18 protein-coding genes are annotated in these 19,924 nt (G+C 72.6%); 15 read left to right on the top strand and 3 right to left on the bottom strand.

Features of this window, described 5'->3' with window-relative positions:
- Window positions 1–83 precede the first annotated feature (83 nt).
- From ABD211_RS22900 to ABD211_RS22830, 15 genes are all read left to right on the top strand, one after another.
- Window positions 84–1,598: an amino acid permease gene (locus ABD211_RS22900; RefSeq protein WP_344135593.1), complete on the top strand. Its 1,515-nt coding sequence runs from the start codon at window positions 84–86 to the stop codon at window positions 1,596–1,598.
- Window positions 1,599–1,663: 65 nt separating this feature from the next.
- A complete protein-coding gene (locus ABD211_RS22895; RefSeq protein WP_344135590.1) occupies window positions 1,664–2,482 on the top strand; it encodes a FadR/GntR family transcriptional regulator in 819 nt (272 codons plus the stop codon).
- A 155-nt stretch (window positions 2,483–2,637) separates the two neighbouring features.
- Window positions 2,638–3,999, top strand: coding sequence for a glutamine synthetase family protein (locus ABD211_RS22890; RefSeq protein WP_344135586.1), 1,362 nt, complete (start codon window positions 2,638–2,640; stop codon window positions 3,997–3,999).
- A gap of 8 nt (window positions 4,000–4,007) precedes the next feature.
- Window positions 4,008–5,351, top strand: a complete 1,344-nt coding sequence (locus tag ABD211_RS22885) for an aldehyde dehydrogenase family protein (protein ID WP_344135638.1) — start codon at window positions 4,008–4,010, stop codon at window positions 5,349–5,351.
- Window positions 5,352–5,361: 10 nt separating this feature from the next.
- Complete coding sequence (locus ABD211_RS22880) at window positions 5,362–6,129, top strand: 3-oxoacyl-ACP reductase (RefSeq protein WP_344135583.1); 768 nt, start codon at window positions 5,362–5,364, stop codon at window positions 6,127–6,129.
- Between the two features lie 19 nt (window positions 6,130–6,148).
- A complete protein-coding gene (locus ABD211_RS22875; RefSeq protein WP_344135580.1) occupies window positions 6,149–7,480 on the top strand; it encodes a YcaO-like family protein in 1,332 nt (443 codons plus the stop codon).
- 20 nt (window positions 7,481–7,500) lie between these two features.
- Window positions 7,501–8,118 carry a TOMM precursor leader peptide-binding protein gene (locus ABD211_RS22870; RefSeq protein ID WP_344135577.1) on the top strand — a complete coding sequence of 206 codons (618 nt, stop codon included), beginning with the start codon at window positions 7,501–7,503 and terminating at the stop codon, window positions 8,116–8,118.
- Window positions 8,115–9,746 carry a nitroreductase family protein gene (locus tag ABD211_RS22865; protein ID WP_344135574.1) on the top strand — a complete coding sequence of 544 codons (1,632 nt, stop codon included), beginning with the start codon at window positions 8,115–8,117 and terminating at the stop codon, window positions 9,744–9,746. The genes ABD211_RS22870 and ABD211_RS22865 overlap by 4 nt, the downstream gene beginning before the upstream one ends.
- A complete protein-coding gene (locus ABD211_RS22860; RefSeq protein WP_344135571.1) occupies window positions 9,730–10,449 on the top strand; it encodes a nitroreductase family protein in 720 nt (239 codons plus the stop codon). Before ABD211_RS22865 ends, ABD211_RS22860 begins: the two co-directional genes overlap by 17 nt.
- A gap of 95 nt (window positions 10,450–10,544) precedes the next feature.
- Entirely contained in the window at window positions 10,545–11,672 is a 1,128-nt protein-coding gene (locus ABD211_RS22855) for a mechanosensitive ion channel family protein (RefSeq protein WP_425560497.1), read from the top strand.
- A gap of 130 nt (window positions 11,673–11,802) precedes the next feature.
- Window positions 11,803–14,799 carry an NACHT domain-containing protein gene (locus tag ABD211_RS22850; RefSeq protein WP_344135566.1) on the top strand — a complete coding sequence of 999 codons (2,997 nt, stop codon included), beginning with the start codon at window positions 11,803–11,805 and terminating at the stop codon, window positions 14,797–14,799.
- Window positions 14,800–15,141: 342 nt separating this feature from the next.
- Window positions 15,142–15,831 carry a gamma-glutamyl-gamma-aminobutyrate hydrolase family protein gene (locus tag ABD211_RS22845; protein ID WP_344135563.1) on the top strand — a complete coding sequence of 230 codons (690 nt, stop codon included), beginning with the start codon at window positions 15,142–15,144 and terminating at the stop codon, window positions 15,829–15,831.
- 68 nt (window positions 15,832–15,899) lie between these two features.
- Window positions 15,900–16,472: a pyridoxamine 5'-phosphate oxidase family protein gene (locus ABD211_RS22840; RefSeq protein ID WP_344135560.1), complete on the top strand. Its 573-nt coding sequence runs from the start codon at window positions 15,900–15,902 to the stop codon at window positions 16,470–16,472.
- A gap of 10 nt (window positions 16,473–16,482) precedes the next feature.
- Window positions 16,483–17,337, top strand: a complete 855-nt coding sequence (map, locus tag ABD211_RS22835; protein WP_344135556.1) for a type I methionyl aminopeptidase — start codon at window positions 16,483–16,485, stop codon at window positions 17,335–17,337.
- Window positions 17,334–18,053 carry a VIT1/CCC1 transporter family protein gene (locus ABD211_RS22830; protein WP_344135553.1) on the top strand — a complete coding sequence of 240 codons (720 nt, stop codon included), beginning with the start codon at window positions 17,334–17,336 and terminating at the stop codon, window positions 18,051–18,053. The genes map and ABD211_RS22830 overlap by 4 nt, the downstream gene beginning before the upstream one ends.
- Here the strand turns inward: ABD211_RS22830 and ABD211_RS22825 are convergent.
- From ABD211_RS22825 to ABD211_RS22815, 3 genes are all read right to left on the bottom strand, one after another.
- On the bottom strand, window positions 18,050–18,757 hold the full coding sequence (locus ABD211_RS22825; protein ID WP_344135550.1) for a nucleotidyltransferase domain-containing protein: 708 nt from the start codon (window positions 18,755–18,757) through the stop codon (window positions 18,050–18,052). The genes ABD211_RS22830 and ABD211_RS22825 overlap by 4 nt on opposite strands.
- A 96-nt stretch (window positions 18,758–18,853) precedes the next feature.
- Window positions 18,854–19,330, bottom strand: coding sequence for a nitroreductase family deazaflavin-dependent oxidoreductase (locus tag ABD211_RS22820; RefSeq protein ID WP_344135547.1), 477 nt, complete (start codon window positions 19,328–19,330; stop codon window positions 18,854–18,856).
- 73 nt (window positions 19,331–19,403) lie between these two features.
- Window positions 19,404–19,838 (bottom strand): ferritin-like domain-containing protein, encoded by a 435-nt coding sequence (locus ABD211_RS22815; protein ID WP_344135544.1) that lies wholly within the window; start codon window positions 19,836–19,838, stop codon window positions 19,404–19,406.
- Window positions 19,839–19,924 lie beyond the last annotated feature (86 nt).

The following is a 19,924-nucleotide window of genomic DNA, read 5'->3' as shown; positions in this document are numbered from 1 at the left end:
GGTCTGTCGCGCGGGCGAATCATTCTCACAACGTTCGACAGCACTATCTCCCTTGTCCGGCTCAGCTTGCCTAGGAGATACCCATGAGTGCACCCGATGCCGACGCCCAACTCCTTGCCCAACTGGGCTACAAGCAGGAACTTCGCCGCAAGTTCTCCGGCTTCTCCAACTTCGCCGTCTCGTTCTCCATCATCTCCGTGCTGGCCGGCTGCCTCACGTCGTACCTCATCGCCATGGCCAACGGCGGGCCCGCCGCCATCACGCTGGGCTGGCTGCTCGTCGGCGGCTTCGTGACGCTGGTCGCGCTGTCCATGGCCGAGATCTGCTCGGTCTACCCGACGGCCGGCGGCCTGTACTGGTGGGCGTTCGCGCTCGCCAAGCGCAACAAGGCCGCGTGGGCATGGTTCGTGGGCTGGTTCAACTTCCTGGGCCAGATCGCGGTGACGGCCGCCATCGACTTCGGCGCCGCGCTCACCACGTCGGCCTTCCTCAGCCTGGTGTTCGGGCTGGAGGTCACCACGCTCAGCACGTTCATCGTGTTCCTGGTGATCATCCTGGCGCACGGGCTGCTCAACACGTTCGGCGTGAACCTCGTGAAGATCCTGTCCGACGTCAGCGCCTGGTGGCACATCGCCGGCGTCGCCGTCATCGTGGTCGTCCTGGCCGTCGTGCCGGACCAGCACTACAGCCTGCGCGACGTGTTCCTGCAGACCACGAACGCCACCGGCATCTCGGGCACCGGCGGCGCGATCTACGCCTTCCTCGTCGGCCTGCTCATGGCGCAGTACACCTTCACCGGGTACGACGCGAGCGCCCACGTGTCGGAGGAGACCCACGACGCGCAGGTCGCCGCGCCGAAGGGCATCGTCAACTCCGTCGTCGTGTCGCTGGTCGCCGGCTTCTTCCTGCTGTTCGCGGTGACCTGGGCGATCGGCGACTACGAGGGCCAGATGGCCTCGGAGACCGGCTTCCCGCCCGCGCAGATCTTCGTCGACGCGGCCGGCTCCGGGCTCGGCAAGTTCCTGCTGTTCATCTGCGTCGTGGCCCAGTTCTTCTGCGGCATGGCCTCGGTGACCGGCAACTCGCGCATGGCCTACGCGTTCAGCCGCGACGGCGCGCTGCCCGGCTCGCGCCTGTGGAAGCAGGTCAACCCGCGCACCGGCACGCCGACCAACTCGATCTGGCTGTGTGTGACCTGCTCGATCGTGCTGGTGCTGCCGTCGCTGTGGAACACCACGGCGTACCTGGCGGCCACGGCGATCTCCGTCATCGGCCTCTACATCGCGTACGTGCTGCCGGTGTTTCTGCGGCTGCGCAACCCGGACTTCCAGCAGGGCCCGTGGAACCTGGGCCGGTGGAGCGCGCTGGTCGGCTGGACGGCGATCGCCTGGGTGGCGTTCATCTGCGTGCTGTTCGTCCTGCCCGCGGCGTACCCGATCACGGCCACGAACTTCAACTACACCATCGTGGCGGTGGCGGTGGTCGTCGGCGGTGCGACGGCGTGGTGGTTCCTCGGCGCCCGTAAGTGGTTCACCGGCCCCCGCCAGAACATCGACGAGCCGACCACCGAGGCCGAGGTGGCCGCGGCGGCGGACTGACGCCCGCGTGTAGGTTCCTGTCGCGGTGACTACCCACCGCGACAGGAACCTGAGGGGAGTACGGCGTGCGCCTGGCGATCTGGCGACCCGTGCGGGCCGGCAACGCCCTGGAGATCACGGTTGCCCGGCTCGTGCAGGCCATCCGGCTCGGCGCCGTCGCCGTCGGCGAGCAGCTGCCCGCCGAACGGGTTCTCGCCGACCAGTTGCAGGTGAGCCGGGTGACGCTGCGCGACGCGATCGCCGAGCTGCGCGACGCCGGCTACCTGGAGTCGAGGCGCGGCCGGGGCGGCGGCACGTTCGTCATCTGGTCGGGTGGCGGCGCGCCCGGCGTGCGCGAGGACGCCGCCGCCGTGGCCCGCGAGATGGGCGACACGCTGCCCGACGCCCTGGAATTCCGCCGGGTGCTGGAGGGCGGCGCGGCCGGCCTGGCCGCGAGCCGCACCCTCACCGCTGCCGACCGCGCGCAGCTCACCGCCGCCCTGGAGGCGTCGCGGCACCGCGACCCGCAGCCGGGCGAGGGGGCGGACGACCCCGTCCGAGCGGGTCAGGGCGGAGCCGCAGCAGGCGGGGGCGGCGGCGCAGGCCCGGGCGGGGGGTCCGGCACCGGCCGGGCGCCGCGCCGCGTCAACGACTCGCGGCTGCACCTGGCGATCGCGTCGGTGGCCGGGTCGCCGTCGCTGCTCGCCGGCATCGCCGACGTGCAGCTGACCCTGGACCGGCTGCTCGCCGCCATCCCGGTGCTGCCCCGCAATCTTGACCACTCCGACGAGCAGCACACCCGCATCGTCGGCGCGATCCTCGCCGGCGACCCGGCTGGCGCCCGCGCGGCGATGGAGGAACACTGCGACGCGACGGCCGAGCTGCTGCGCGCGCTGATCGCCTGAACCTTGCTCTTGGCGCCGTAGGCGTGGAATCCCGGCCCGCATTCCGTGCCTCTGGCGCCAAAAGCAGGAATGCGAGACGGCCCACGCGCGACGCCGCGCCTGGGACGGCCCGCGCGGCCCTTTAAGGATCGGGTTCAGACCATTAGGGTTGGCGCATGCGGGAGCCCCCTCTCAGCGTCGAGGAGCTGCGTGTCGCCGTGCTGGCCGGCGACATCGACACGGTCGTGCTGGCCATCGTGGACATGCAGGGCCGGTTGCAGGGCAAGCGCCTGCACGCGGCGTACTTTCTGGACGAGGTCCTCGCGCACGACACCGAGGGCTGCAACTACCTGCTCGCCGTCGACGTCGACATGAACACCGTCGACGGGTACGCGATGTCGAGCTGGGCGCACGGCTACGGCGACTTCGTCATGCGGCCCGACCTGTCCACGCTGCGGCGGCTGCCGTGGCAGCCGGGCAGCGCGCTGCTCATGGCCGACCTGGTCTGGCACGACGGCTCGCCCGTGCCGGCCTCGCCGCGCCAGATCCTGCGCCGCCAGATCGACCGGCTCGCCGAGCGCGGCCTGACCGCCTTCGCGGGCACGGAGCTGGAGTTCATCGTCTACCGCGACACGTACGAGGAGGCCTGGCGCAAGGGTTACCGCGACCTGACGCCCGCCAACCTCTACAACGTCGACTACTCGCTGCTGGGCACCGCGCGGGTGGAGCCGCTGCTGCGCCGCCTGCGCGTCGAGATGGCCGGGGCGGGTCTGCGGCCAGAGTCCGCCAAGGGCGAGTGCAACTACGGCCAGCACGAGATCGCGTTCCGCTACGACGAGGTGCTCACCACCGCCGACCAGCACTCGATCTACAAGACCGGGGCGAAGGAGATCGCGGCCCAGGAGGGCGTGTCGCTCACCTTCATGGCCAAGGTGAACGAGCGCGAGGGCAACTCGTGCCACATCCATTTCTCGCTGCGTACCGCCGATGGGGAGCCCGCGATGGCGGGCGACGGCCCCGCGGGCCTGTCGCCGCTCGGCGAGCGCGTGCTCGCGGGCCTGCTCGCCACGACGCGCGAGCTCACCCTCTTCCTCGCGCCGAACGTGAACTCCTACAAGCGTTACCAGGCGGGGTCGTTCGCGCCGACGGCGCTGCGCTGGGGCGTGGACAACCGCACCTGCGCGCTGCGGCTGGTCGGGCACGGGCCGTCGCTGCGGGTCGAGTCGCGGGTGCCGGGCGGCGACGTGAACCCCTACCTGGCGATCTCGGCGCTCATCGCGGGCGCCCTGCACGGCATCGACCGCGAGCTGGAGCTGGAGCCGGTCTACACGGGCAACGCCTATTCCGACGCGAGGGCGCCGCGCGTGCCCGGCCGGCTCGGCGAGGCGATGCGGCTGTGGGAGACCAGCGGGGTGGCGCGGGACGCGTTCGGCGACGAGGTGGTGGCCCACTACGGCAACAACGCCCGGGTGGAGCTCGCCGCGTGGGACGCTGCGGTGACCGACTGGGAGCTCAGGCGGGGGTTTGAACGGCTGTGACACATCAGGTGGTGAATCCGGCGACCGAGCAGGTCATCGCCGAGGTGCCGCGGAGCTCGGGGGACGAGACCGATGCCGCGATCGAGCGTGCGAGGGGGGCGTTCGAGTCGTGGCGTCGGGTCTCACCCGGCGACCGGGCCCGGCTGCTGCGCCGCTTCGCGGCGGTCGTCGACGCGCACGTCGAGGAGCTGGCCCGGCTGGAGGTGCGCAACTCCGGCCACACGATCGGCAACGCCCGCTGGGAGGCGGGCAACGTGCGTGACGTGCTCGACTACTACGCGGGCGCGCCGGAGCGGCTGACCGGCCGGCAGATCCCGGTGCCCGGCGGGGTGGACATCACGTTCCACGAGCCGCTCGGCGTGGTCGGCGTGATCGTGCCGTGGAACTTCCCCATGCCGATCGCCGGCTGGGGCTTCGCGCCGGCGCTGGCGGCCGGCAACACGGTGGTGCTCAAGCCGGCCGAGCTGACCCCGCTGACCGCGCTGCGGCTGGGTGAGTTGGCGCTGGAGGCCGGGCTGCCCGAAGGCGTGTTCACGGTCGTGCCGGGCCAGGGCAGCGTCGTGGGGGAGCGGTTCGTCACGCACCCCGCCGTCCGCAAGATCTGTTTCACCGGCTCGACCGACGTGGGCAAGCGGATCATGGCGGGCTGTGCCGACCAGGTGAAGCGGGTGACGCTGGAGCTGGGCGGCAAGAGCGCCAACATCGTCTTCGCGGACGCCGACCTTGAGGCGGCCGCCGCCGGCGCGCCCGGCTCGGTGTTCGACAACGCGGGCCAGGACTGCTGCGCCCGCTCCCGGCTGCTCATCCAGCGCGACGTGTTCGACGAGTTCCTGGCCCTGCTGGAGCCCGCCGTGCGGGCGTTCCGCTGCGAGGACCCTTCAGCGGACACCGCGCAGATGGGGCCGTTGATCTCGGCCGGGCAGCGTTCGTCCGTCGCCTCGTATGTCGACGGGGCGGACGTGGCGTTCGCCGGGTCGGCGCCCGACGGGCCGGGCTTCTGGCACGCGCCCACGGTCCTGCTCGCGAAGTCGGCCGCCGACCGGCACTGGCGCGAGGAGATCTTCGGCCCGGTCCTGTCCGTGCTCCCGTTCGCCGACGAGGCCGAGGCGGTCGCCCTGGCCAACGACACCGAGTACGGCCTGTCCGGGTCGGTCTGGACCCGGGACGTGGGCCGGGCGCTGCGGGTGGCGCGGGGCGTCGAGACCGGCACGCTCTCGGTCAACTCGCACTCCTCGGTGCGCTACTGGACCCCGTTCGGCGGCGCCAAGCAGTCCGGTCTCGGCCGCGAGCTGGGCCCGGACGCGTTGGCCGCCTTCACGGACGTGAAGAACGTCTTCCTGAGTACTGACTAGAGGAGCGCGAGTGTCGGAACGCTTGGCGGGTCGGGTGGCCGTCATCACGGGGGCGGCGAGCGGGATCGGGCTGGCCACGGCCCGCCGGTTCGCGTCGGAGGGCGCCACGGTCGTGGTGGTCGACCTCAACGCCGAGGCGGGCGAGGCGGCGGCCGAGGAGGTCGGCGGCGAGTTCGTCGCGGTGGACGTCGTCGACGAGGCGGCCGTCAAGGCGCTGTTCGACGGGGTGGCGCAGCGGCACGGGCGGGTGGACATCGCGTTCAACAACGCCGGCATCTCCCCGCCCGACGACGACTCGATCCTCGACACCGGCCTGGAGGCCTGGGAACGGGTCCAGCGGGTGAACCTGACCAGTGTCTACCTGTGCTGCAAGTACGTGCTGCCGCACATGCTCGCGGCCGGCAGGGGGTCGATCATCAACACGGCCTCGTTCGTGGCGCTGCTCGGCGCCGCCACCTCGCAGATCTCCTACACGGCGAGCAAGGGCGGCGTGCTCGCGATGACCCGCGAGCTGGGCGTCCAGTTCGCCCGCCAGGGCGTACGCGTCAACGCGCTGTGCCCCGGGCCGGTGGCCACGCCGCTGCTCATGGAGCTGTTCGCCAAGGACCCGGAGCGGGCCGCCCGCCGGCTGGTCCATGTGCCGATGGGCCGGTTCGCGGAGCCGTCCGAGATCGCGGCGGCGGTGGCGTTCCTGGCCAGCGACGACGCGTCCTTCATCACGGCCTCGTCCTTCATCGTCGACGGCGGTATCACGGGGGCGTACGTCACTCCGATCTAGTGCCGCGCGTTGTCCGGGCATGAGCGCGGTTGCCGTGGAGCTGGCGCGGGGCACGGCCGGGCCGGTCCGCCTCGAGGATCTCGTGTCCCCGCTGGGCGGCCTGGTCGGTGACGTGCGCCAGCTGCCGGTGCAGCCGTCGGACCCGCCGCTCGCGGTGTTCTCGGCCGGCCTCGGCGACGTGTCGGCGGTGCTGCCCTACCTGTGCGACCCGGCGTGCCTGGGCCGCCTTGACGGCACCGGGACCGGGGTGGACCCGGACCGGGCGGCGACCGTCGCCGTCGCCGAGGCGCTGGAACGCTACTCCACCTGCGTGTACGACGAACGGCAGTTCCGGTGGGCGAGCGCCGACGAGCTCGGCGCGCAGGCGCTCGACCTGGACAGCCTGCCGCGCTGCTCGCCGACCGAGCTCGCGGACCCGGCCTGTCCGGTCACCCCGCCCGACCGGTCCGCGCCGATGCGCTGGGTGCGTGGCCTGAACCTGCGCACCGGTGAGCCGACCTGGGTGCCGGCCGTGCTGGTGTACCTGCACCTCCCCGCCCGGGGTCCCGGCGAGCGCTTCACCAGCCCGATCTCCACGGGCACCGCGGCGCATCCGGACCCGGCGGTGGCCGTGTGCGGCGCGCTGTGCGAGGTGATCGAGCGGGACGCGGTCAGCCTGACCTGGCTGCAGCGGTTGGCCCTGCCGCGGATCGAGCTCGACACGGTAGGCCCCGAGCTGCGGCGCTACCTGGACGTGTTCGCCGATCGCGACGTGACGGTCCACCTCTTCGACGCGACCACCGATGTGGGCATTCCCACCGTGTACGGCGTCTCGGTCGCCCCGGATCACCCGACCTGCCGCACGGTGGTCTCCTGCTCGACCAGCCTGGACCCGCAGGCGGCGGCCGCGAAGGCGCTCTGCGAGACGGCGTCGGTGCGGATCGCGCTGCGGGGTGCCCGGCCGTCGGGGGCGGACGTGGGCTCCTTCGGCACGATCCTCGACGGGGCGGCCCACATGTCCGACCCGGAGCGGGCCGCGGCGTTCGACTTCCTCCTCGACACCCCCGCGCGGCGCCGGCTGTCGGACCTGCCGACGCTGACGTCCGGCGACCCGGGCGCCGATCTCCGGTTGGTCCGCTCCCGCCTGGCCGACCGCGGGTTGGACGCCTACGTTGTCGACCTGACCTCCGACGAGGCGCTGCGGGCCGGGATGACCGTGGTGCGGACCGTCATCCCGCGGCTGCAGCCACTGTCGTTCAGCTACCGCGCCCGCTACCTCGGGCATCCCCGGCTCTACCGGGCGCCCGCGCGGATGGGCCACCCGACCAGGTCCGAGGCCGAGCTGAACCCGTGGCCACAGCCGTTCGCCTGACGTCACCGCCTGGAGCGCGCATGTACCGCCTGATCGTCACTCCCGTCGGCCCGTTCGGGCACGCGGTCGCCGAGCGTCTGCGCGACCTGCGCCGCGACGTCTCCGTCGAGGTCGAAATCGAGGTCGACGGGCCGGATCCGGTGCTGCGGGTGCTCGCGGCGTGGCGGCGGGTCCCCGCGCTGGAACGCGACCTCGACGAGGAGTCGCACCGGTCGGGCCGCCCGTGGCTGCCGGTGATCCTCGATCATCCGGTGCTGGAGATCGGTCCCGCGGTGGTCCCGGGCCTCGGCGCCTGCCACGGCTGTTACCGCCGTCGGGTCGCCCAGCACGACCCGGGCCGGGCGGTCAGCGCGGCGCTCGGCCGCCACTACGAGCGGGACGACCGGGACGGCCCGGCCGGGCACCTGCCGTCGGCCGCGCTGGTCGCCGCCGCCACCGCGACCGACGTGGCCGACCGGCTCTGGGTCGCGCCGGAGGCCGAGGCCGGCCGGGTACGCCAGCTCGACGTGCCGACCCAGCAGCTGCGCTCCGGCCAGGTGGTCGGCGTCCACGGTTGCCCACGGTGCGGCCTGGGCCGGGACGAGACCACCCGGTCGTACGAGCGGTTGCCCGCCCTGCTGCCGGGGGTGTTCGGATGAGCGACGGGCAGTTGTCCGCCGCCGCCATGGCCCGCGTCGTCGCCACGGATCCGCAGTTCACGGTGCCTGTCCGGCCCTGCCTGGTGCCGGGCCTGGTGCGCGTCGCGCTCGACGACGGGCTCGCGTTCGTCGGCACCGGCAGCCGGCAGACGGTGCTGCGCGGGCGGAGCGCGACCACGCTGCTGCCGCGGCTGCTGCCGGCGCTGGACGGCACCCGCACCGTCGCGGAGCTGGCGTCGACGCTGCCCGACGTGACCGAGGCCGACCTGCGCGCGTGCGTGTCCGTGCTGTACGTGAGCGGGGTCCTGCAGGAGGGCCCGGCCGGCCCGTCGGCGGGGCCGCTGCTCGACCACCTCGGCCGGCACCTGGACACGACCCGGGTCAACCGCAGCCGGCACGAGGCCGCTGAGCGCCTGACCGGCACCCGCGTGCTGGTCGCCGGGCCGGAGCCGCTCGCCACGCGGCTGCGCGCCGAGCTGGTCGGGTCGGGCGTCGACGCGCACGCGTGGACCGCGCCGGCCGAAGGCGACCTCGTCGTCGCCGTCGACGACGGGGACGCCGGGGCGCTCGCGGACCTGGACCTGGCCTGCGCCCGGGTCGGGGCCAGCTGGCTGCGCACCGCGGTCGGGGACCGCACGGTCGAACTCGGGCCGATGTTCAACGCCCGGTACACGTGCTGCTACGGGTGCTTCGCCGCGGACGGGCCCCGGTCGACCGGCCGCCCGTCACCGGACCGGGTCGCGGCCTGGGCGGCGCTGGCCACGACCGAGGTCGTCCACCTCCTGTCCCGGGTCGGCACGGCCCGGGTGCTGTCCGGCTGCACCGTGGTCGACCTCGCGGACTGGACGCAGTCGACCACCGGCGCGTACCGCCGGCCGGGCTGCCCTCGGTGCCTGCCCGCCGACGCGGCGGCGCGACCCGCCCTGGCCCACCGGTACGAGCAGGCGGTGGCGTCCGCGCCGCGCGAGTGGCTCAACCTCAAGGACCACCAGACGCACTACCTGCCGGCGAACGTGAACCTCCAGCGGTACAACAAGGAGTACCTGGCGGCACCGCGGATCCCGCTGCCGGGCGGTCAACCGGCAACCACGCCCGGCCTGACCCTCGCCGCCCTGTCCGGACTGCTGCTGCGGACGGTCGGCCTGCGCGACGGTGGGCTGCCGGACAGGGTGAGCCGGTGGGCGCCGACCGGCGGGAACCTGGGCTCCGTCCAGGCCTACCTGCTCGCGTCCGACGTGGCCGGACTGCCCGCGGGCTGGTACTTCTACCAGCGCGGCGACCACAGCCTGGCGCGGCTGCGCACCGTGTCCACAACGGACAGTGAGGTCGCGGCGGTCTGCCCGGCGCTCGCGCCGGACCGGCCGGCGGCCCTGATCGTCTTCACCGGCGCCCTCGAGGTGGTCGCGGCGAAGTACCACGACTTCGCCTACCGGCTCGTCTGCCTGGACGGCGGCGTGGCCCTCGCCCAACTGGCGGCCGTCGCCGACGGGTACGGCCTCGCGGCGCGGTTCGCCGACCGCTGGGACGACACGGCGATCGGCGCGACGTTGCGCCTGGACACGCACGCCGAACCGGTGACCGCCGTCGTCGCGCTGAACCCGGGGAGCGGCGATGAACCAACCGACTGATCCGGGCGGGCTGCTCGGCTCGCTGCTGGCCGATACGCATCTCGACGCCAGAGCTGCCGTCGGGCCACCCGCCGCGGTCCCCGCGCACCTGCGCCGGGCGCCGACCGACGGGCCGCTGACCGGACTGCCCGCGCCGGCGTCCCCACGGGTCGCGCTGGACGATGCGCTGCCGGGGCGCACCGCCGTCCGCGACTACGCCATGACCCCGCTGTCCGCCGCCGACCTGTCCGCCATCCTCACCGCCGCCGACCGAATCGACGCCGACATCTGGTCGGCTGAGCGGGCCGCCGGCGTCGACCTCGACCTGTACTGCGCGACCTGGCGGGTGACCGGGCTCGACACCGGCCTGCACCGGTTCGGGCCGCAAGGGCCGGCCCTGCACCGGGTGGCGGACCTGCCGGCCGGCGCCGCGGCGGAGGACCTGGTCTCGCAACGGGAGTTCGCCCGGGCACCCGCCCTGCTCGTCATCACGGGGAACCTGGCCGCCGCACTGGCCCGGCACGGCAGCCACGGCCACCGGCTCCTGCTGACCCGGGCCGGCGCCGCCGGGCACGCCGCGTGGCTGACGGCGCTGCGGCTCAACCTGGTCGGCACCGTCTTCGCCGGCCTGCTGCCGCACGTGCTCCGTGAGTGCGCCGGTGCGGACGGATACCACCGGGCCGCGCTGTTCGCGTTCGCCGTCGGTCACGCCACTCCGCCGTGACACGTGGGGTTGATCACGGTGCCGGTGGGGCGGACGACGGGTATACCGGACAGATGCCTCAAGGTCTGCTTGATCCGGTTCTGTCGGTGGGGTTGGTGCTCGGGCTTGTCGGGGTGGTGCTGGGTGGGCTCGCCCTGGCGCGCCGGGCGCTGCGGCGGTTGTCGCGGCGGGTGCCGATGGCCGGCCAGCTGGCGTTCCGGGCGCACCGGCCGGCGCGGGCCTTCGGCGTGCTGGTCGCGCTCGCCGTCGGCGGGTCGATCGTCCTTCCCGCCGGGGACGGCCGCGACGTCACGCTGAGCGTCCTGCACCTCGCCCTGGTAGCGGCGGGCGCCTGGCTGCTGACCGCGCTGCTGTTCGTCGTCGAGGAGTCGGCGCTCGCCCGCTTCCGCACCGACGTGGTCGACAACCGGCGCGCCCGCACCGTGCACACCCAGGTCCGGCTGATCCGGCGCGTCACGGCGGCCGTCATCACCGTGCTCGCCGTCGGCGCGATGCTGCTCACCATCCCGGGCGCCCGCGCGCTGGGCACCAGCCTGCTCGCCTCCGCCGGCCTCGTCGGCGTGGTCGCCGCGCTGGCCGCGCAGAGCCTGCTCGGCAACGTGCTGGCCGGCCTGCAGCTCGCGTTCGGCGGCTCGCTGCGCCTGGACGACGTGGTGATCGTCGAGGGTGAGTGGGGCCGCATCGAGGAGCTCACCCTCACGTACGTGGTCGTGCAGGTCTGGGACGACCGCCGGCTGATCGTGCCGACGTCGTACTTCACCACCAAGCCCTTCCAGAACTGGACGCGCACCGAATTGGCGCTGCTGGGCACCGTGGAGCTCGACGTCGACTGGGCCGCCCCGGTGGAGCGGCTGCGCGCCGAGCTGCGCGAGGTCGTCAGCGGCAGCGACCTGTGGGACGGCCGGGTCAGCGTGCTGCAGGTCACCGACGCGGTCGGCGGGAACGTGCGGCTGCGGGCGCTGGTCAGCGCCGCTGACGCGCCCAAACTGTGGGACCTCCGCTGCCTGGTCCGCGAGCGGTTGATCACGTGGCTGCGGGAGTACGACGACGACGCGCTCCCGCGCACCCGTACCAGCCTGGTCACGGAACCGGCCCCGGCGTCGGCGGGCCCGTGGCCGGACGGCGCCCGGCCGGTGGCCGGCGACGCCCGGGTCTTCGGCGGGGACGCCGGGTCCAGGGAACGGGCCCGCGTCATGGCCGGACGCGTGGACGACGATCGCTGAGGCCCGACAGTCCATTTCGGTCGGTAGTGACGGGCGTTCATCGGCAACGGTTGACCGAACGGAGCGTGGTCGGCCGCGTCGCCGGTCTGGCACAGTGATCCGACCGTCACCGACTGTCGGGGAGCCGTGAGTGGACGCGTGGCTGCGGGAGCACATCGGACTGTCCGTGGACGAGACGGCGCTCCTGCTGGCCGCCGTGACCGCCGCGCTGGCGTCACTCGCGTTCCTGGTGCGCCACGTGCGCAAGGTGCGTTCGGGCGTGCACCTGGTGAGCAGGTTGTCCGGCCGGGAGCGCCGCCGTTACCAGGCCTGGTTCCGCAAGGCGCACGGCAAGGTCTACAACGTCTTCCTGGACCGGACCGACGAACTCAGCCTCAGCGCCACCTACGTCTCGCTGAGCTTCCGTCGCCAGCCGGCGGCCGGTGAGCCGGGCGCGGTGGACGGCGGCGAGCGGACGGAGGCGGCGACCGTCGTCCTGGCCGACCCGCAGGCCCGGCGCATCGTCGTCACCGGCGATCCGGGCACCGGAAAGTCCACGCTGCTCAAGGCGTACGGCACGGCGATCCTGCGGTCGCGGCGCGACCGGGGCGGCGCGGACCTCAAGTTCATCGCCCGCAGCCGCGAGGTGCCGCTGTTCGTGCCGCTGCGGTTCCTGGCCCGGCAGCTCGACGGCGGTCCCGGGGCGCTGGTGCGTTACCTGGAGAAGGAACTCGGCCAGAAGGCGCAGGTGCCGGACCCGCGCGAGTTCCTGCGCCGCACCCTGGCCGCGGACCGTTGCCTCGTGCTGCTCGACGGCCTGGACGAGGTTCCGGACGACCATTACGCGGCGGTGCGCGACGCCATCCTGGAGTTCTGCGACGAGGACTCCTTGGGTTTGCCCACCCGGCGCGCCCGGGTCGTGCTCACCTGCCGGCGGCAGAACTTCAAGCGGATCCAGGCCGACTGGATCCCGGTCTTCGCGGCTCAGGCGCACGCCCTCGCGCCGTTGCGGGACGCCGAGATCTTCGCGTTCCTGCGCCATCGCGAGGAGGACTTCGCCCGGGCGAACGCGGTCGCGGTCGACCGGGCAGCCCCGCCCCGTACGGCAAAGGACTTCTTCGACGCGGCGATGGCGTCCCGGACGGCCGACCTGCACCGCGTTCCGCTGGTCCTGGCGATGTCGGTGTTCCTGTACCTGAGCCGTCCGGCCTATCAGATTCCCCGGTCGGTGAGCGAGTTCTACCGCATCATGATCAGCCACCTGATCCGCCGGCACGACTTCGCGCTCAGCGGCGGGCGCAAGAACCGCTTCGACGCCGAGGATAAGGAGCGGTATCTACGCGAGTTCGCGCTGGCGATGGCGAGCCGGGAAGGCCGCTTCGAGGACTTCACCTTCGGCGAGCTGCGCGACTTCGCCGAGCAGTTGATCAAGCGGCTGGCCCGGGTGCCCGACGACGCGGCGAAGGACTTCGTCAACGAGGTCATCAACAACAGCGGCCTCATCGTGCAGGTATCCGAGGCGGGTGAGTACGCGTTCAACCACCGGTCCGTCCAGGAGCACCTGGTGGCCGAGCAGTTGGCCCGCGACCCGGCTGCCGGCGCCGGCTTCCTGCTGGACCGCGCCCACGACTCGGACTGGCGCCAGGTGGTGCTGTTCTTCGCGGCGTTCGACCACGACCACGTGGAGTCCTTCGTGCGCCGCCTCGGCGCGCAGCACCCCGAGCTGGCGGGCAACTGCCTGGCCGCCGCGATGGTCACCGACGAGGTGGCTGTCCCGATCCTGGACCGCCTGCTCGCGCTCGTCGGCGAGAAGGTCACCGCCGACCGCATCTCCGCCATGGTGGCCGCGACCCGGTCCGCCCGTGAGTCGATCCGTGCCTACGCGGTTGACCGGGTCTCCGAGGCGCTGACCAGCCCGCAGGTCGTCACGAATCTCAACACTCTGATCGCGGACGACCCCGAGGGCGTGATGCGGCTCGTGCATGCGCTGGCGGCGACCAACGCCCCGCACGTCGCCGCGCAGGTCGTTTCGCTCTCCGCCCTGCTTCCGGACAACGAGTACCGCGTGGTCGGGCCGCTGTGGACCGCGCTGGCCGTGCCGGGCATGATCGATGTGATGCCCCGGACGACCGGCCACATCGTGGGGCGTCTGCTTCGGCTGGCCATGGATCCGCGCGGCTTTGCCGAGCTGCAACAGGCGGTGCCGCACCGACCTGATGTGGTCAACAACCCGGCACTGATTGAGTTGGCATACCCGTTCCATGAGGCGCAGGGACGCGGATCGAACCTCGTCACGCTGCTGGCGTTGGCGGAACACCTGGGTGTGACGCCGGATCCACCGAACGCCTATTTCAAGGCCAAGGCAGCCGGCGGTCTGGCTGGTCTGGAGCGGGCGCGTCGGGTGCTCGCCATTTCGCCGTACCGGCCCGTCCGGATCGCGTTCTTCGCGTGCTATGCCGTGGTTCTTGCCGTTGCCGTCGCCGTCGCCATGTCAGATTGGCGCATGCTGATCAGACCGTTCGGCTGGTGGACGCTGGGCGTTGTCGTCGCGCCTGGGCTGCTCGCGGTCTTCGTGGCCATTTGCCTATCGTCGTCCGTGTATAGCCGTGGCAGACGCCTGTATCTCGTAGATCGTGCAAATAAGCCTTTGCGACAGGCGGTGGACGCGGCTTTGGAACCGGCGTTGGTCGTTGAGGATGACCTCGACCTGAGGTGGCCGGACGGCGACGAAACCCCGGCCTTCTCGTACACGATGGAACGGCATCGCAAGGAAACTTCGTGGGATGGGTTGCTGCTGTCATCTGACCAAGGAGCGCCCGTCCTTCGGAGATACCGCGTTCCGAACAACGTCCTGCATTTCGGGCCGGCCGGGGTCGCGAAATACGGTCATGTGTACTGGGACCCTGATACAGCGTCCCAGATCGTCCTGGGTGGGGTTTACGGGCTGCCGTACGCGGTCGCGCTGGCTCCGCTACTCGGTGTGTCTGTGGCTCTGTACGTTCTGGTTGCGACCGTCACTATCTGGGTGCTGTTCTGGTTGCCGGCGACTCGGCTGTGCAACGTAGAGAGGCGTATCTATCTGCGCAAGCCGAGCCCGTTCCTGTACGTCTACGAGGATCCGCAGAGTCGCCCGTGGGTGACGCCGTAACTATGATCTTGAGCGGTGCGTGAGGTTCGCCTTGGACGCCCCGCCGCGCGGGAGGCCAAAGATGCGGCACGGGTCACGTCCTCAGCGTGCACGTGGGGGCGGTCACACCGTTCCGACTTTCCCTGACGGCCCTCCGCACGCTTTCATGGGAGCGTTCCCAGTTGGACGTGCACAACGTGGTGTGAGTGCGGCGCCTGCGGGCTGGTCGGTCCTCTCCCGATCGCCCGCGTTGTGAGCCCGCACACCGGCAACGAGTGGACATTCGGCGGCGTGCCGGACCGGGTAGGGGTGCCCGGTCCGCCACGCCGCTGCTTTTTGCGCGCCACCCGGTAGCGTCGGGGCATGGCGCGTCCACTGATCGGCCTGACGACCTACCTCAAGCGCGGCGTCTACGGGCCCGGCGAGGTCGACATCGCGGCCCTGCCGCTGGCGTACCCGCGCTCGGTGCGCGCCGGCGGCGGGCTGCCCGTACTCGTGGCTTCTGATGATCCTGACCCGGAGCTCGTGGGACGGCTCGACGGGCTGGTGCTCACCGGGGGGTCCGATGTGGATCCGGTTCACTACGGGGCGGCGGCGCATCCCGAGACCGTCTGCGACGCGCGCCGCGACGAGGCGGAGCTGCTCCTGCTGCGCGCCGCGATCGCGGCCGACCTGCCGGTGCTGGGCGTGTGCCGGGGGTTGCAGCTGATGGTGGTGGCCGCCGGCGGGCGGTTGCACCAGCACCTGCCGGACGTGCCGGGGCTGGGCGAGCACCGGCGCGGCGACGGTCGCTACGCCCGCCACCCGGTGCGGACGCTGGACGGGTCGCGGGTCCGCGACATCCTCGGCGCCGAGCTGGAGGTCAACTCGCACCACCACCAGGGTGTCGCCGACGCCGGCGGGCTCAAGGTGACGGCGCTGGCGCCGGACGGGCTCGTCGAGGCCGTCGAGGACCCGGGCCGCGCGTTCCACGTCGCGGTGCAGTGGCACCCGGAGGACAGCGACGACCGGCGGCTGTTCGCCGCCCTGGCCCTGGCCGCCTCACGCAGGTGATGGGCGTCACCGGCGCCGGCGTGGGAAAGCGGTGGTCGACGGCCGCGTGACGGGGCGACGATCGCGGCATGGGGAAGGTACTCGAGAAGATCGACGAGAAGCTGGCCGCGTTCATCGCGGAGCAGCCCATGTTCTTCGTGGCCACCGCGCCGAGCGGCCCGGACGGGCGCGTCAACGTCTCGCCCAAGGGCATGCGGGGCACCTTCAAGGTGCTCGGCGAGCACCGGGTGGCGTACCTGGACTGGATCGGCAGCGGGGCGGAGACGATCGCCCACCTGCGCGACAACGGTCGCATCACGATCATGTTCTGCGCCTTCCAGGGGCCGCCGAACATCGTGCGGCTGCACGGGCAGGGGCGGTACGTGCGGGCGGAGGAGCCGGAGTTCGCCGAGCTGGTCACGCTGTTCGAGCATCCGGAGACGGTGGGGCTGCGCGGCGTGGTGACCGTCGACGTGACCCGGGTCAGCGACTCGTGCGGGTTCTCCGTGCCCTACATGGCCTACGAGAGCGACCGGGACCTGCTGGTCAGCTACTGGGAGCACCGCGACGACGAGTACGCCGACGACTACCGGGTGCGCAAGAACACCACGAGCATCGACGGCCTGCCGGCGTTGGACAACCCGGCGCAGACACGGCGATAGGCTGGACACCATGAGCACCCGCGCCCCCGTCGCCCCCGGTCAGCTCTCGCCCTGGCGCGAGGTCCCCGCGTCCATCGTCCGCCCGGAGTACGTCGGCAAGAAGCAGCCGAAGCGTTCCGACAAGGTCGTGCAGACGCCCGAGACGATCGAGAAGATGCGGGTGGCGGGCCGGCTCGCGGCACAGGCGACCGTCCTGGCCGGCGAGCACGCCAAGCCGGGCGTGACCACCGACGACATAGACCGGGTCGTGCACGAGTTCCTCCTCGACCACGGGGCGTACCCGTCGACCCTGGGCTACAAGGGGTTCCCGAAGTCCTGCTGCACCTCGCTCAACGAGGTCATCTGCCACGGCATCCCCGACTCGACCGTCATCGAGGACGGCGACATCCTCAACGTGGACGTCACGGCCTACCTCGACGGCGTGCACGGGGACACCAACCAGACCTTCTGCGTCGGCGACGTGTCCGAGGAGGCGCGGCTGCTCGTCGAGCGCACCCGCGAGGCGACCATGCGCGGCATCAAGGCCGTCGCGCCCGGGCGGGCGCTCAACGTGGTCGGCCGGGTCATCGAGGCGTACGCGAAGCGGTTCGGGTACGGCGTGGTGCGCGACTTCGGCGGGCACGGCATCGGCGAGTCGTTCCACTCCGGCCTGTTCGTGCCCCACTACGACCAGCCCAACCTGGACGTGGTCATGGAGCCGGGCATGACCTTCACGATCGAGCCCATGATCACGCTGGGGGCGTACCAGCACGACATGTGGCGCGACGGCTGGACCGTGGTCACCAGGGACCGTAGGTGGACGGCGCAGTTCGAGCACACCGTCGCCGTGACCGACTCCGGGTACGAGATCCTCACTCTGCCGTGACCGCTGACCCACCCCTCGACCCGCCCCCGGCCGCGCACAGCGAACACCATCATGGCGACGTCTCGGGCGGCTGGCTGCGCGCCGCCGTCTTCGGGGCGATGGACGGGCTCGTCACCAACATCGCGCTGATCGCCGGCGTGGGCGGTGGCGGCATCGCGCCGCAGGCGATCGTGCTGACCGGCGCGTCCGGCCTGGTCGCCGGCGCGATCTCGATGGCCCTGGGGGAGTACACCTCGGTGCGCACCCAGAACGAGCAGCTCGACTTCGAGCTCGCCAAGGAGCGCGTCGAGCTGCGCCGCCACCCCGAGGCCGAGGCCGCCGAGCTGGCCGAGTCGTGGATCGCCCGCGGGCTGCCGGCCGACCTGGCGTACGAGGTGGCGACGCGGATCGCCGCCAACGAGGAGGAGGCGCTGCGGGTCCACGCCCAGGAGGAGCTGGGGCTCGACCCGTTCGAGAAGCCGAGCCCCATGGTGGCCGCCGTCTCGTCGTTCGTGTGCTTCTCCATCGGCGCGCTCGTCCCGCTGCTGCCGTACCTGCTGGGCGCCACCGTGCTGTGGCCGGCGCTCGCGGCGGGCGCCGTGGGCCTGTTCGTGGCCGGCGCGCTCGTGTCCCGGTTCACCACCCGGCCGTGGTGGTTCAACGGGTTGCGCCAGTTGGCGTTCGGCGCGCTCGCGGCCGGCGCGACGTACCTCATCGGCTGGTGGATCGGGGCCTAGGCCAGCAGGTCGGCGACCTCGCCGTCGACCGGCCGGCCGCGCCGGGCGAGCTCGGCGGCCTGGGCCGCGAGCCGGGTGCCCAGCGTGAGCACGTCCTCGGCCGCCAGCCCGGTGCGGCGCACGGCGTCGGCGCTGTTGCGGAAATAGGTCCGGCTGAGCAGCCCCTCGACCATGGCGGCGCCGAGGCGGGCCTCGCCGAGCACCAGCATGGCGGAGTCGGTGTCGTACCACTCGGCGAGCTGGCGGGCCTTGTCGGTCGCGGCGGCCGCCCGGCACCACGCCTCCCGGGCCAGGGTGGCGAACTCCGCCGGGTCGGCGCCCGCGAGCCGGCCGAGGTGGGTGTCGCGCAGCAGCCCGTACCAGTTGTCGGGGTCGAGGATCGCCGCCGTGGTCAGGTACTGATCGGCGGCGAGCGGCCACGACGTGGTCAGCGTGCGGGCGTGGGCCAGATACTCGTCGCCGCTGATGGAGACGAGGTCCACGATGACGCCCCCGATGCGGCGGGTCGCCGGGCGGGGCCCGGTCCCCGGCCGCCGGGTGATCACCACGAGATCGACGTCGGTGCCCGCGGCGTCCTCGCCGTGCGCCAGTGAGCCATGGATGCCGATGGCCCGGATCTCCGAGCCGTAGCGCCGCCGCACCACCTCGGCCACCTGCTCGGCAACCTCCCAGCGGGGGTTGTAGCGGGAGGGCGGATGCGGCACGCGCTTATTGTGGCGAACCGGGCGCCCTGGTGGTGTCGGTTCGCGACGCCACGCTGTCGGTTAGCCGTCTCAGCTGGCCCGTAACGGCGCTGCCGGCTAGCCGACCCTGTCCGGTTCCCGGCGCAGGCGGAACACGCGGAGCTCGCGGCCGCCCGCGCGGTCGGCGTAGTTCGCGTACGCCGGCCAGGCGCGTAGCAGGTCGGCCCAGAGCCGGTCACGGTCGGCGCCGCGCACCAGCTCACCCCGGACCGGGATGTCCACGCCGCGTACGTTCGCGACCGCCGCCGGCCGGGCGAGCAGGTTCGCGGTCCAGGCCGGCTGGTGCGGCTGGCCCCAGTTGGAGCCGACGACCACGAAGTCGTCGCCGTCGAGGATGTAGAGCAGGGGCTGGGTGCGCGGCTCGCCCGAGCGCCGCCCGGTCGTGGTGAGCAGCAGCGAGGGCAGGCCCAGGGCGGTCGCCCGGCCCCGGCTGAGCTTGGCGACGAGCCGGTCCAGCGGCACGTACGCGCGACCCACCACGGCGAACCACTTGTACCGCCCCCAGCGCCGTGCCAGGGACGCGATGCCCGTCATGCCGGCACCTCCGGTGCGCTCCGGCGCCGCCATGAGGCCTCACTGAGCTGATGATTCGCCCGCTGGCGCCCGCTCATGACCGCACTCCCGGGAACGGGACGGTGATGGGGGCGAGCTTCGCGGTGCGCCGCCAGGCGGTGGCGCGGACGGCGCAGTCGATGAGCGCGTCGAGCGCGATCTTGCGCACGTCGCCGGTCGTCGCGGCCACCGCGACGCGCCACGCCTCGGCCGTGCCCTCCTCCAGCGCGATCGCCAGCTTGTAGGCCGAGGCTCTGCTCGTCACCTCGAACGGCAGCGTGTACGCGGGGGCGGCCGGCGGCGCCGTCGCGGACAGGCTCGCGAGCCGCGCCACGAGCGCGTCGCGGCGGGTGCGGTGGGCCGTGTCGGCGCGCCGGGCGGTCTCCTTGGCGGCGTTGCTGTCCAGGTGCCCGCCGACGACGCCGTACCCGAAGATCGCGGCGTGCTCGGCGGTCAGCGCGGCGGCGAGGGCGGTGTTGGCGTCGCTCACTTGAGGGCCTCCTGGTGGCTGGCCCGGGCCGCCGCGATCGAGCCGATGAGCGGGGCGAGTCGGGGCGGGGCCGCCAGGCACGCGGC

Origin of the sequence: Luedemannella flava, assembly GCF_039528515.1 — a bacterium.
GTDB classification, from domain to species: Bacteria; Actinomycetota; Actinomycetes; order Mycobacteriales; family Micromonosporaceae; genus Luedemannella; species Luedemannella flava.
The sequence above is the reverse complement of the archived record's forward strand: the minus strand, read 5'-3'. Positions and strand labels throughout refer to the sequence as shown.

Coding starts and splice junctions, on each gene's coding strand:
- ABD211_RS22900 (WP_344135593.1), top strand. CDS start 84: ATGAGTGCACCCGATGCCGACGCCCAACTCCTTGCCCAACTGGGCTAC.
- ABD211_RS22890 (WP_344135586.1), top strand. CDS start 2,638: ATGCGGGAGCCCCCTCTCAGCGTCGAGGAGCTGCGTGTCGCCGTGCTG.
- ABD211_RS22875 (WP_344135580.1), top strand. CDS start 6,149: ATGAGCGCGGTTGCCGTGGAGCTGGCGCGGGGCACGGCCGGGCCGGTC.
- ABD211_RS22870 (WP_344135577.1), top strand. CDS start 7,501: ATGTACCGCCTGATCGTCACTCCCGTCGGCCCGTTCGGGCACGCGGTC.
- ABD211_RS22865 (WP_344135574.1), top strand. CDS start 8,115: ATGAGCGACGGGCAGTTGTCCGCCGCCGCCATGGCCCGCGTCGTCGCC.
- ABD211_RS22860 (WP_344135571.1), top strand. CDS start 9,730: ATGAACCAACCGACTGATCCGGGCGGGCTGCTCGGCTCGCTGCTGGCC.
- ABD211_RS22845 (WP_344135563.1), top strand. CDS start 15,142: ATGGCGCGTCCACTGATCGGCCTGACGACCTACCTCAAGCGCGGCGTC.
- ABD211_RS22840 (WP_344135560.1), top strand. CDS start 15,900: ATGGGGAAGGTACTCGAGAAGATCGACGAGAAGCTGGCCGCGTTCATC.
- map (WP_344135556.1), top strand. CDS start 16,483: ATGAGCACCCGCGCCCCCGTCGCCCCCGGTCAGCTCTCGCCCTGGCGC.
- ABD211_RS22820 (WP_344135547.1), bottom strand. CDS start 19,330: ATGACGGGCATCGCGTCCCTGGCACGGCGCTGGGGGCGGTACAAGTGG.